Origin of the sequence: Parabacteroides vesiculifaciens (assembly GCF_049860805.1) — a bacterium.
In the GTDB taxonomy this organism is placed as follows: domain Bacteria; phylum Bacteroidota; class Bacteroidia; order Bacteroidales; family Tannerellaceae; genus Parabacteroides.
Genome location: NZ_CP187555.1, coordinates 147,752 through 160,180, shown reverse-complemented (window position 1 = coordinate 160,180; position 12,429 = coordinate 147,752). Strand labels below are relative to the sequence as shown.

Below are 12,429 nucleotides of genomic sequence, written 5' to 3'. Positions count from 1 at the left end.
ATTTTATCGTTTATTTCCCTTTTCCCGACAAGTCTATTGTAAACACATCCGAACTTTTCCAGTTTATCGATGCAGAGTCCTTCCCGAATGAAGAGGCATAATTGATCCGGAACTTCAGTTCATCAGAATTGTTCTTTTCAGCATCTTTCACCAAGTCTTCTATGTTGAACGCACAGGGAATAATCATCGACTGACCTTTCGTCGTATCCGACTCTATCCTGATCGTGCGGAGATAAAGGCTATAAACCTTATCGTCTCCCAATAATCTATCCGGATTATAAGATAAAGAGAAACTATCTATTTGGTTTGTCGGGTGATTGCTCATCTCCGTGAACAGGAACAAATTGCCTCTGATATAAGCGGAACGTGCCTGGAGGGAAGAAAGTAGCAATTCGTCCTTTGCTACGATGGAAGTATCTGTCAATGTATTGAATAATTTCCAACGATTGACCTCCGATATCGTATTTTCATAAATAATGGCTTCGATATAACTGGTATCCGTTCCCGCTCCCATATTGTTTGCAGTCCCATAATCGATGGAATAATCAAATAAAATACATTCCCCATCTTCCACATTGGCATTTTGAAATTCTTCCGAAGAAACCACAACGTCACCTTTAGTATAAATAGCCTTACCCGGTCCGTATCCGGTCACCACAACTCCCGCTTGGTTTGCCATCGTCAACTGGGTGGCAGGGTCCCCCAAACAAGAGTTCAACACAACCAAGCAAAAGGCCAAAACGCCATATAATACTGTCTTTTTCATTTTCATATACAAATTTGGAATCGTATTTATCTCACTCTACAGATGAAAGAAACGCACAAAGGTAGTATTATTTTCTCACTCAAACAATTCTGCCAGGTTAAGCGCGCTAAAAACCTCATGCTTTTGTAAATTTCTTATATGCCAATCCCGGCCTTTAATCCGATTTTTCCAATTTGTCACAATGTCAGACATGTCAGCAAAAACATTCAAAAACAAAAAAAGGCTGCCCTCGACCTTTAGCCGGGCAGCCCCTATTTTTCATTTTGTATTTTAATTCTTTATTTGCTGGAAGAGTAGTTCTTATTCAACACTTCGAGAAACTCGGCAGTGATATCGTATGCCGGATTTGACAATAGGATATTGTCGCCCATCGTATTACTGAAAATGATCTGATAACCTTTTGCCTGGTTAAAAGTCGTCAACTGGGCAACGATCGTATCGCGAAGCTGTCCGTTCAGTTCCATCTGCTTGGCAGCCAGTTCTTGTTCTTTCTTAGCGGCATAGTTCTGAAGTTCCTCCTGCTTTTTCTGCAAACGGTTTCCTTCCTGCTGCGCTCTTTCGGCGGTAAGAAAAGCATTGGCTTCATATTTACGTTGGAAATCATTCAATTCTGTCCGTAAGGCATTTGACCGTTGGGTCATATCTAAACGATAATCTTCCTGCATCTTGAGGATACGTTCATTCAAATCTTTCGAATAATTGTAATTCGATAAAAGAGAGTCCACATTCACATAAGCTACAGGAAGCAAATTAGTAGAATCTCCTTCTGTTGTGAAAGCCGGAGCCACCGTGGATTCTTTTTTACTGGAAAACTGCATAACAAACAAGATTATGACAGCCACCGCGAGCACACCATTAATAACGTAGTTAATGTTCTTCATAAAGTGTAAATTAAATCTTTATTTTATTTTATTCTTCTATTTCCTTTATTTTATCATACAGATTCTTCTGCTTGCCATCCCGCTTATCCTGAGTTTTAGCACAGCATATACCTTTATCCCTTAGTGCCGCATTGCCTTCAATGTGTGTATTAGGAAACTTCCCTCCCTTTTTAAAAAGAACTTTTACACTGAGCAACACAACACAAATAAAAAGAATTATGACGGTAATCAATAACGTTGTAAGCATTTTCTCTATATTTGTGGACGCAAATATAAGAGTTTAAGTGATTAGAAAGTATGTTTTTGATATTTAATTGTACTTTTTTTCATACAACCCCCTGTTTGCAATGGTATTATTAACTATAGAGTAACATCTATAATATATTGTAACATTATGAAGATTACTGATTTAAAACCTGAAATCGTTTGGAAGTTCTTCCACCAGGTAACACAAGTGCCCCGCCCTTCAAAGAAGGAAGGAAAAATGATCGAGTTCCTTGAATCATTCGCTAAACAGTATAAAATAGCTATCAAAAAAGATGCCGTAGGCAACATTCTGATGTCTAAACCGGCTACTCCCGGCAAAGAAAACCTGCCGACAGTGATTCTGCAATCCCACATGGATATGGTGTGCGAAAAGAATAACGGAACCGCACATGATTTCGACAACGATCCGATCGAAACAATCGTCGACGGCAACTGGCTTCATGCCAACGGTACGACTCTGGGGGCCGACAATGGCATCGGTGTTGCCGCCGAACTGGCAATCCTCGCTTCCGACGATATAGAGCACGGACCGATCGAATGCCTTTTCACCGTAGACGAAGAAACCGGACTGACCGGAGCCAAAGCACTCGAAAAAGGATTCATGACAGGCGATATCCTGCTAAACCTCGATAGCGAAGACGAAGGTGAAATCTTTATGGGATGCGCAGGTGGTAAAGATACGCAAGCGGTGTTCCATTACGAATCACGTGATACCAATCCGAACATGCAATACTTCAAAATCGAAGTGAAAGGCTTGAACGGCGGACATTCCGGTGGCGAAATACACAAAGGGCTGGGCAATGCCAACAAAATCCTGGTGCGCTACCTGTACCTACTGAAAAACCAAGCAGATTTCAACCTTTGCTTCATCCACGGCGGCAACCTCCGCAACGCTATCGCCCGTGAAGCGCAAGCGACCATCGGCCTGTACCCGGAAGAAAAGGAAGCAGCCCGCATTCTGCTGAACCATTTCACGGCAGATATCGAAAACGAACTGAAACATGTAGACCCGAACGTACAGATCACAATGGCTTCGACCGACCGTCCGGACAAATATATCAGCGACTATGATGCAGAAAAACTGATTTTGGCTTTACATGCCTGCCCACATGGTGTGATCGGCATGAGCCATGACATCGAAGGACTGGTGGAAACCTCTACCAACCTGGCTTCTGTCAAGATGGGAGATGACAACACAATCATTGTCGGCACAAGCCAGCGCAGCTCCATCGAGTCCTGCAAGAACATGATTGCCAACCAGGTCGCATCTGTTTTCAAGTTAGCCGGTGCACAGGTAACCCACGGCGACGGCTATCCCGGTTGGGCGCCTAACCCGGATTCAAAGATCCTGAAAGTGGCACAAGAAACCTATAAACGTTTGTTTAACAAAGATGCCAAAATAATGGCGATCCATGCAGGACTGGAATGCGGCTTGTTCCTTGAGAAATATCCGAATCTGGATATGATTTCATTCGGACCGACGCTTCGGGACGTCCATTCTCCCAACGAACGCATACAGATTGATACCGTTGGATTGTGGTGGTCTCACTTACTCGAACTATTAAAGAGCATCCCTGCAAAATAAAACGATACATTTCTCGTTATAAAAAGAGGATTAACATTCAACGGATGTTTTTCCTCTTTTTTTATGTTAATGCCCGAAAACTTATTTATAATAAATTTGTTTTCTTATTGACATTATATGGTAAATAACAATTTACCTGGACTATTAATAATTAATGAAATGAAAAAATTAGCCGCTCCGTTACTCATATTATTCTTTATAGTGCTCAACCTGTTGTCGTGCGACGGGCTGGACGAGAACTATTCGAGTAACCCCAACCATCGGCTGAGCTTCTCGGTCGACACCCTTTCTTTCGATACGGTATTCACCACAATAGGCTCCGCAACCAAAGAGTTCATGATCTACAACCGCAACGACCAGCCTCTGCTGATCAGCGAGATCATGCTGGCAAGCGGTGAAGAGACTGGTTTCCGCATCAACGTGGACGGACGTAAAGGCGACCATTTCCAGGATGTAAGAATACAAGCAAACGACAGTCTATATGTATTTGTGGAAGTTACGGTCAATCCGAATGCAGCCAACCAACCGTTACTGGTAGACGACTCCGTGATCTTTACGACAAACGGTATCAAGCAGTCCGTCCGCCTCGAAGCATACGGGCAGAATGTAAACCTGTATAAAAACGGGCTGATCCTGACACAGGACACGCATTTTACAGCCGAGCGTCCCTACCTTATATATGACAGCCTGGTTATCTCTCCAAATATCACGCTCAACATCGACCCGGGCGTAACATTCTATATGCACGACACCGCTAAGATTATCACATATGGGACATTGCTGGCTAAAGGAACGCGCGAAAAACCGATCGTCTTCCGCGGAGACCGCCTGGATTTCATCCTGAACGACGTCCTCCCCTACGACCGGACACCTTCGCAGTGGGGAGGTATTTTCTTCCGTCCGGAAAGCTACAATAATATAATGGACAATATAATCGTACGGAATGGGAAAACGGGGCTGACATTCGAAAAGTCGTCTCCGGACGAATCCAAACTGAAGTTAAGCAATTCCCAGATCACGAATATGGGAGAAAACCTCTTCTTCGCGCTCAACTGCAATATAGAAGTGACCAACACGGAGCTGACGAATGCCGGAGGAGGCGTCGTCGTACTGATTGGCGGCGAATACCGTTTCATCCATTGCACACTTGCAAACTTCATGACATTGGAAAAACGGAATACGTCTTGCCTCACGATGGCAAACAACGCGAACAAAGAGGCCTACCCGCTCGAAGTGACATTCGACAACTGTATTATCGACGGTAGTTTCGATGCCGGTAAGGAAGAGTATAAAGGAGAACTGAATTTATCCATCGACGGTACGGCATCATTCGAATACCAGTTCAACCATTGTGTGATTAAAACGAATGGCAGCAACAACGACCACTTCAAAGAAGTATTGTTCACAAACGCCAGCCCGTCCTATAGGTTAAAGGGAGGTGAGAAGAATAAATACCGCTTCGATTTCCGTCCGGATTCGGCTACGACTTTAGGAGTGGGAAAAGCCGATATCTTCATTACGCAACAATATCCGGTAGACCGCTACGGCGTGAACCGCCTTACGAACGACGGTCCCGATATAGGAGCCTACGAATTCGTACCGAAAGAAGATGAAACAAAATAAAACGATATGACCAGAATCTTAACTATGACGTTTTTTATACTGACATTGTTTTCTTTGCCTTCACAAGGACAAACAGACTTCCGGGTTATGAGTTACAACGTCGAGAACCTGTTCGACACGGAAGACGATCCACTTACTGCGGACAACGATTTCCTCCCTTCCGGCAACCACCACTGGACGCACGGCCGATTTTACCATAAATTACAGCAACTGGCAAAAGTCATTACGGCAGCGGGAGAATGGAGCACTCCGGCCTTGATCGGGCTTTGCGAAGTCGAAAACGACTCCGCTCTTATCCAGCTCCTGAACTTCACCCCGCTCCGCCGGCAGCATTACTGTTATTGCATGACGCACGGACAAGACACGCGCGGCATCAATGTGGCACTACTCTTCCAACGGGACAAGTTCCGTTACCAAGGCCACACAGAGCACCCGGTCCGCTTTACCCACAACCGGCATAAACATACCCGCAACATTCTGCATGTATGGGGAGATGTAATTACCGGAGACCGGCTCGATGTTTTTGTCTGCCACTTTCCTTCCCGTTACGGAGGGGAAAAAGAAAGCGAACCGGATCGCTTGGACGCGGCACACACCCTGCGTACATTATGCGACTCGATCTACACCCTCCGCCCTGCCTCACACATCCTGATTATGGGAGATTTCAATGATACGCCGAACGACGCGAGCATCCGGGAAATATTGAATGCCCATCCGTTTCCAATTCCATGCCTGTCCGTTTCAGGCTCCATGCCTATGAAACCTCGGACGGATGCCTATCCGTCTCTCCATCTATACAATCTGTTTGCCAAGAACCGGTCAACTCTTCCTGGAAGCCATAAGTATCAAGGAGAATGGAGCCAGTTAGATCAAATTATCCTCTCTTCCTCCCTCACCGACACCACCTCACGGATGCAGGTCATCCCAGGAAGCGCCCGTATCTTTTCTCCGTCATTTCTGCTTACAAAAGATAAAACCTGGCGTGGTGAACGCCCTTTCCGCACCTACTACGGTTTCAAATACGAAGGCGGTTACAGCGACCATCTCCCTTTGATCGTCGACTTTCTACTATTAAAATAAATGATTACTTTTGTTTCTCTAAATACACATATAATATGTACAAACTATACATCACCCTACTGCTTTTTTGCATACAGACAATAAGCGCCCAACAACTCCGCCAGCCATTCGATTTCCCGATTTTGTTGAGCGGTAACTTCGGGGAATTGCGCAACAATCATTTTCATTCCGGGATAGACTTTAAGACACAAGGAACCGAAGGAAAGCCCGTTCATGCCGTGCAGGACGGATATGTGTCGCGCATATCCGTCAGCCCGTGGGGGTACGGAAACGGCCTCTACCTGACACATCCTGACGGGACAACGACCGTCTACGGCCATTTGCAACGATTCGCCCCGTCCATCGCCCGGTACCTCAAGGCACAGCAATACGAACAGGAAAGCTTCAACGTGAACCTGTTCCCCACCCCGGACCAACTCCCGGTCAAAAAAGGAGAAATTGTCGCCTACAGCGGAAACACCGGAAGTTCGGGAGGTCCGCATCTCCATTTTGAAGTGCGCGATACGGAAAGCGAAGAGGTACTCGACCCGATCGAATATTTCAAAGAGAAGATAACCGATACCCGCGCACCGAAAATACAGGGAATACTGATCTGTCCGCAACAAGGCAAAGGAGTCGTCAACGGCAGCAGCCGTAAGCTGGAGCTTAAACCGGTCACGGCTAAAAACGGCAAACAAACCCTCACTGGCAAGATCGAAGCCTGGGGAGAGATCGGCCTGGCGGTCAAAGCCTACGATTATATGGATAACACGACCAACATCTACGGCGTGAAAGACATTACCCTCCGCCTCGACAGCCAGACCATCTACCATAGCAACCTGGACCGTTTTGCCTTCGACGAAACCCGCTACCTGAACAGCTACGTCGATTATGAAGAATGGAAAGAGCGCCGTTCCTTCTATATGCGCAGCTTCGTCGAACCGGGTAACCGCCTACGTTTCAGTGAAAGCGCCAACCGGGGAATCATCCGTATAGAGGAAGAGAAAACATATCACCTCACATATACGCTCGCCGATGCATTCGGCAACACCACTAAACTGTCCGTTTGGATAGAAGGGAAAGAGCAGGAGATCCCGAAGGTTGAAACCGAAGGTACAGAGCTGTTTCACTGGGCAGCAGACAACCGGTTCGGTGCGAAAGGCATCCGCATGACCATTCCGAGAGGCAACCTCTATGACGATCTCTATTTCCGCTATTCGGTAAAAGAAGACAGCACGGCACTGGCAGACACGCACATCCTGCATAACCGCCCGGTGGCACTTCACAACTCGGCCCGGTTGTCCCTGCACCTGCGGACCGACACATTGGAAAACAAGCGTCAATACGGTATCGTCCGCATTTTGAAAGGACGTCAATCCTGGATCGGCGGCTCCTACCGGAACGGCTGGATCGATGGCACGGTCAAGGAACTGGGCCACTACACGATCGGGCAAGATATCAAAGCGCCGACGATCACCCCGGTCACCCCCAACACCTGGATCAGCAAACAGGCATTCGTTTTCCGCCTGTCCGACAATCTAAGCGGCGTGCAAACCTACCGCGGAGAGATAGACGGCCAATACGTCCTGTTCGAGATGAACAACAAATCGGTCATCACCTACAAGTTCGATAAAGGACGGCTCGAACGCGGGAAACACACCCTCAAACTGACCGTCACGGATGCCGCCGGAAACCAGTCGGAATACAAGCATCCTTTTATCTGGTAAATAAAAAGCCTAAATCTTGGAGATTATCAATTTATTTGTACCTTTGTTAACTTCAAAATCAGGATTTCTTTAATTAAAAGCAAGACATATAGGTCATGGAAAACAAGGAACTGTTAGAAATGGTAAGAAGCAAGGCACAAAGCTGGCTTACTAAAAGTTATGACGCTGAAACACGTGCACAGGTGCAGGCTCTGTTAGACAACGAAGATCCGACGGAACTGATCGAATCATTCTACAAAGACCTGGAATTCGGTACAGGTGGCTTAAGAGGCATCATGGGAGTAGGTTCAAACCGCATGAACATCTACACGGTAGGAGCAGCCACACAAGGCTTATCCAACTATCTGAAAAAGGAATTTGCCGATCTGGACCAGATCAAAGTTGTCATCGGGCATGACAGCCGTAACAACAGCCGCAAGTTCTCGGAAATCTCTGCTGACATTTTCTCTGCAAACGGTATCAAGGTCTATCTGTTTGAAGACCTCCGCCCGACCCCCGAAATGTCGTACACCATCCGCAAGTTGGGATGCCAGAGCGGCATTATCCTGACCGCTTCGCACAATCCGAAAGAATACAACGGATACAAGGCTTATTGGGACGATGGTGCCCAGATGATCGCTCCGCATGACAAGAATACGATTGCCGAAGTAAACAAGATCCGCAATGCCAGCGAAATCAAATTCAAAGGCAACAAGGAACTGATCGAAATCATCGGTAAAGAAATCGACGAACAATATATCAACGACCTGACAAAGATCTCCCTGTCACCGGAAGCGATCGCACGCCACCACGATATGAAGATCGTCTACACGCCGATCCACGGAACGGGTGTGACGGTTATCCCGCCGACATTGAAAGCATTCGGCTTCACCAACATCATCCACGTTCCCGAACAGGACGTAGTGAGCGGCGACTTCCCCACCGTCGTTTCTCCGAACCCCGAAGAACCGGCAGCATTGGCCCTGGCAGTCGAGAAGGCTAAGGAAACGGATGCCGAACTGGTGCTGGCTTCCGACCCGGACGCAGACCGCGTAGGCGCAGCCGTCAAAAACAACGAAGGCGAATGGGTATTGCTGAACGGCAACCAGACTGCCTTGATGTTCGTCTACTACCTCATCACCCGCTGGAAAGAATTAGGCAAGATCAACGGCAAGGAATATATCGTCAAGACGATCGTTACAACCGAACTGATCCGCACGATCGCCGAAAAGAACGGTGTCGAAGTGTATGACGTTTACACCGGTTTCAAATGGATCGCCGACGTCATGAAGAAGAACGAAGGCAAGAAGAATTATATCGGTGGCGGTGAAGAGAGCTACGGCTTCCTCTGCGAAGATTTCGTCCGCGACAAAGATGCCGTTTCGGCTTGTGCCATCCTGGCCGAGATCGCAGCCTGGGCAAAAGACCAGGGCATCACGATGTACCAGTTATTGCAAAACATCTACGTGCAGTACGGTTTCTCGAAAGAAAAAGGCATTTCCGTTGTAAAGAAAGGAAAGAGCGGCGCCGAAGAGATCGAAGCGATGATGAAGCACTTCCGTGAAAATCCGTTGCAGGAAATCGCCGGCTCCAAAGTCACTCTATTCTACGACTATGCTTCCCTGAAAGGCAAAGATTATGCAGAAAACGAAATTTTGTCTTTGGATATGCCGACCACATCCAACGTCCTGCAATACTTCACCGAAGACGGAACGAAAGTCTCCATCCGTCCTTCCGGTACGGAGCCGAAAATCAAGTTCTATTGCGAAGTACATTCCAAAGTGAAGAGCCTCGACGAACTGCCGGCTGCCGAGAAAGCAGGAGAAGAAAAGATCGAAGCGATCAAGGCATCGTTGGGAATCTGATTTGATTTTGCCAACGGCCCCATAGGTTTTAAGAAGGGATGCTTGCCGATTACCCAAAAGGCCGGCATCTTCTTCGGAAAAGGTTAGCACCTATTCGGAGAAATCCTATAGGTTATCCGTCAACAGCCTATAGGCTGCAAATTTTACTTCATAGGCTATATTATATGGGACAGGAGCGGGAAAATAGAGTTCCTGTCCCGTTTTTTATTTGCATTCACCCTCACATAATCAGCTAACAGACTGTAAATTTCTGTGAATGCACGATTTATTCGATGAATAACAGCCAATCGGTGTAACACGGCGAAGGGGTTCACAACAAACAACTCCTTACCAAGCACTTGTAACACCGTGAACATAAACTCAAAGACAAAATTTCAAATCTTTCGCCCCAAAGCAAAGTGGCAACAGCGATCCGGCGCTTTCAGCGACAACGACTTCTTTCGTGCCGCACAATAAAATTTTCATCGGCTTGCCATAGCGCTGTTCCGTCTCCAGCAAAACCTGGCGGCATGCTCCGCAGGGGGAGATACTTTCGACCTGGCGGCTGTTTGTGGAGGCTGCAATAGCAAGGGCGATAACGGGTATATCCGGGTATTGATGGCCGGCATGAAACAAAGCTACCCGTTCCGCACACAGTCCGGAAGGATAAGCGGCATTCTCCTGGTTGCTGCCGGTCACGATCGTGCCGTCCTCCAACAGGGCCGCCGCGCCGACATGAAACTTCGAATAAGGGGCATACGATTGTTCCGTCGCCTTTATGGCAGCTTCCATCAACGGCAATTCTCCATCCGGCAACTCGGCAAGAGGATATATCCGGATTCTTGTTTCCAACTTAATCTCTTTCATAAGGCAGCTTTTAAAGTGATACAGGCAAAAATACTAAAAATTAAGCCACAATTTGAATGCCGAGAGTTTTTCTTCGCTGATTGTTACTTTGGTTTTATAAGGGGGACGGACCGATACCACGATTTTTCCGTTAAAATAGGGTTCCGCATGGTCGATGGCGTCTATGCAAACAATGACCTGCCGGTTGGCACGGAAAAAACGGCTGGGGTCCAGCTGATCCGTCAATTTATTAAGAGATAAATCGATAACGTGCTCCTGCCCGCTTTTGGTAACGGCAAACGTCACCTTATTTTCCGAATAAAAATAAGCGATATCTTCCACCCGCAACGTCCAGAAACGGTCGACACCCGAAATCAGGAAACGGGTACGGTAGCGCTTTTCCTTATTTTGCAACGTATCGAGAAGCATATCCAGATAATCCTGCGATTTGACATAGCCGTTCCCGATCATCGTCTCGTATTTCTGAATGGCATCCGAAAGCCGCTTTTCGTCTACCGGTTTCAGGATATAGTCGATGCTATTGACCGAAAAGGCACGGATGGCATACTGGTCGTAGGCAGTCGTAAAAATAATGACGGAAGAAGGGTTTGCTGCCGAAAGGAAATCGAATGAGTTGCCATCCGCCAGCTGTATATCGAGAAAAATAATATCCGGGTGCGGATGCTCGCGAAACCACGAAACGGCTTCGTCCACACTACCCGGCAAGACGGCCACGTTCCACTCCGGACGCAGGCGTGTCACCATCGAATTCAACAAACGGGCCGCCGGCACCTCATCTTCTATTATGACTACATTCAATTTATTCATACCAACAACGGGACTTTTACTGTAAACACTTCTTTTTCATTCATGATCCGGATCTCCTCCCCCAGCATCAGCTTGCACCGGTTCGACAAGTTCTTCAACCCCACACCGGTGGATTCATGGCTTTTGCGGGGCTGAACAGGGTTGCTGACGACAAGATGGGCTTCCAATACGAAGATATCGATCTTCATTGGCCGGGCTGACGTGATCGTATTATGCTTGATCACATTTTCCACCAACAACTGCAAGGTGAGCGGGGGAAGCATGGCTTCGGCCAGGTCTGCAGGGATATCACACACACAGCTGATGCAGTCGCCCAATCTCACCTTATGCAGGAACAGATAGGAATCTAGGAATTCCAGTTCTTCGGCAAGGGAAACCAGTGTTTTATCCTGGCTTTGCAGGACATAGCGGTACACGCTGGATAAGTTTTTGGTGAAGCGGACTGCATTATCGGGGTTATACTCGATCTCGGCAATCAACGTATTCAAACTATTAAATAAAAAGTGGGGATTCAACTGGCTCTGTAAAGCCGTATAGCGCGCCGTGTTATTTTCTTTCTGCAATGCTGCGGCCTCCTGTTGCAACTTCAAGGTGCTCTGGATAGACCGGTTCGCCAGCAATAAACCCAAAATAACCAACTCGACCAACCAGACAATCAGCAGAATGCGCCATCCCCCATTCGGGAAGATAAGCGGGTCGTTCATCCCGACCAGCATCTTGGCTACTACCAGCAAACTGTAGTTCAACAAAAGGAACAACAACATGACGACGGTATAGATCACGACAATCTTCCACCTTCTCCGGATATTCAGCGCGTACTGGTTATTCATCCACGAACTGATCCGCAACGTTGAATAGCCCAAGACATTAAAGGCGGCAACAAAGAACACAAACGCCCCCTTCGAATACAGAACATCCGCCACATGGGCGGGAAGTTCCGTATAATTCACGAGTAAGAGATAGGAAAAAGCCCCTAACCCGGAAAACAACAAACCATATAACAGAATAGACCACTTCACACACA

Annotated in this window: 11 protein-coding genes; 5 read left to right on the top strand and 6 right to left on the bottom strand. The window is 47.1% G+C overall.

The genetic code is table 11. The features are described from left to right. Positions 1-10: 10 nt before the first annotated feature. The 3 genes from ACPYIV_RS00705 to ACPYIV_RS00695 all read right to left on the bottom strand — a co-directional run bounded on the left by ACPYIV_RS00705 (position 11) and on the right by ACPYIV_RS00695 (position 1,894). Positions 11-766 (bottom strand): hypothetical protein, encoded by a 756-nt coding sequence (locus tag ACPYIV_RS00705; RefSeq protein WP_293732310.1) that lies wholly within the window; start codon positions 764-766, stop codon positions 11-13. 278 nt (positions 767-1,044) lie between these two features. Then, entirely contained in the window at positions 1,045-1,647 is a 603-nt protein-coding gene (locus tag ACPYIV_RS00700) for an OmpH family outer membrane protein (RefSeq protein ID WP_293732309.1), read from the bottom strand. A gap of 28 nt (positions 1,648-1,675) precedes the next feature. Next, on the bottom strand, positions 1,676-1,894 hold the full coding sequence (locus tag ACPYIV_RS00695) for a hypothetical protein (RefSeq protein WP_293732308.1): 219 nt from the start codon (positions 1,892-1,894) through the stop codon (positions 1,676-1,678). A gap of 147 nt (positions 1,895-2,041) precedes the next feature. Between ACPYIV_RS00695 and ACPYIV_RS00690 the strand changes: the two genes are divergently transcribed. From ACPYIV_RS00690 to ACPYIV_RS00670, 5 genes are all read left to right on the top strand, one after another. Continuing rightward, complete coding sequence (locus tag ACPYIV_RS00690) at positions 2,042-3,499, top strand: aminoacyl-histidine dipeptidase (RefSeq protein WP_293732307.1); 1,458 nt, start codon at positions 2,042-2,044, stop codon at positions 3,497-3,499. A gap of 159 nt (positions 3,500-3,658) precedes the next feature. After that, positions 3,659-5,122 carry a hypothetical protein gene (locus ACPYIV_RS00685; RefSeq protein ID WP_425885032.1) on the top strand — a complete coding sequence of 488 codons (1,464 nt, stop codon included), beginning with the start codon at positions 3,659-3,661 and terminating at the stop codon, positions 5,120-5,122. A gap of 6 nt (positions 5,123-5,128) precedes the next feature. Continuing rightward, positions 5,129-6,202: an endonuclease/exonuclease/phosphatase family protein gene (locus ACPYIV_RS00680; RefSeq protein ID WP_425885030.1), complete on the top strand. Its 1,074-nt coding sequence runs from the start codon at positions 5,129-5,131 to the stop codon at positions 6,200-6,202. A 35-nt stretch (positions 6,203-6,237) separates the two neighbouring features. Beyond that, positions 6,238-7,908 carry a peptidoglycan DD-metalloendopeptidase family protein gene (locus ACPYIV_RS00675; protein ID WP_425885028.1) on the top strand — a complete coding sequence of 557 codons (1,671 nt, stop codon included), beginning with the start codon at positions 6,238-6,240 and terminating at the stop codon, positions 7,906-7,908. 95 nt (positions 7,909-8,003) lie between these two features. Next, entirely contained in the window at positions 8,004-9,752 is a 1,749-nt protein-coding gene (locus ACPYIV_RS00670) for a phospho-sugar mutase (protein ID WP_301704433.1), read from the top strand. Between the two features lie 360 nt (positions 9,753-10,112). On the opposite strand, the gene cdd is transcribed toward ACPYIV_RS00670, so the two are convergent. From cdd to ACPYIV_RS00655, 3 genes are read right to left on the bottom strand one after another with little or no spacing between them, the layout of a single operon-like run. Continuing rightward, positions 10,113-10,598, bottom strand: a complete 486-nt coding sequence (gene cdd / locus ACPYIV_RS00665; RefSeq protein WP_293739720.1) for a cytidine deaminase — start codon at positions 10,596-10,598, stop codon at positions 10,113-10,115. A 33-nt stretch (positions 10,599-10,631) separates the two neighbouring features. Continuing rightward, positions 10,632-11,405, bottom strand: coding sequence for a LytR/AlgR family response regulator transcription factor (locus tag ACPYIV_RS00660; RefSeq protein ID WP_293732301.1), 774 nt, complete (start codon positions 11,403-11,405; stop codon positions 10,632-10,634). Next, a complete protein-coding gene (locus ACPYIV_RS00655; protein WP_293732300.1) occupies positions 11,402-12,424 on the bottom strand; it encodes a sensor histidine kinase in 1,023 nt (340 codons plus the stop codon). Before ACPYIV_RS00655 ends, ACPYIV_RS00660 begins: the two co-directional genes overlap by 4 nt. Positions 12,425-12,429: the final 5 nt, after the last annotated feature.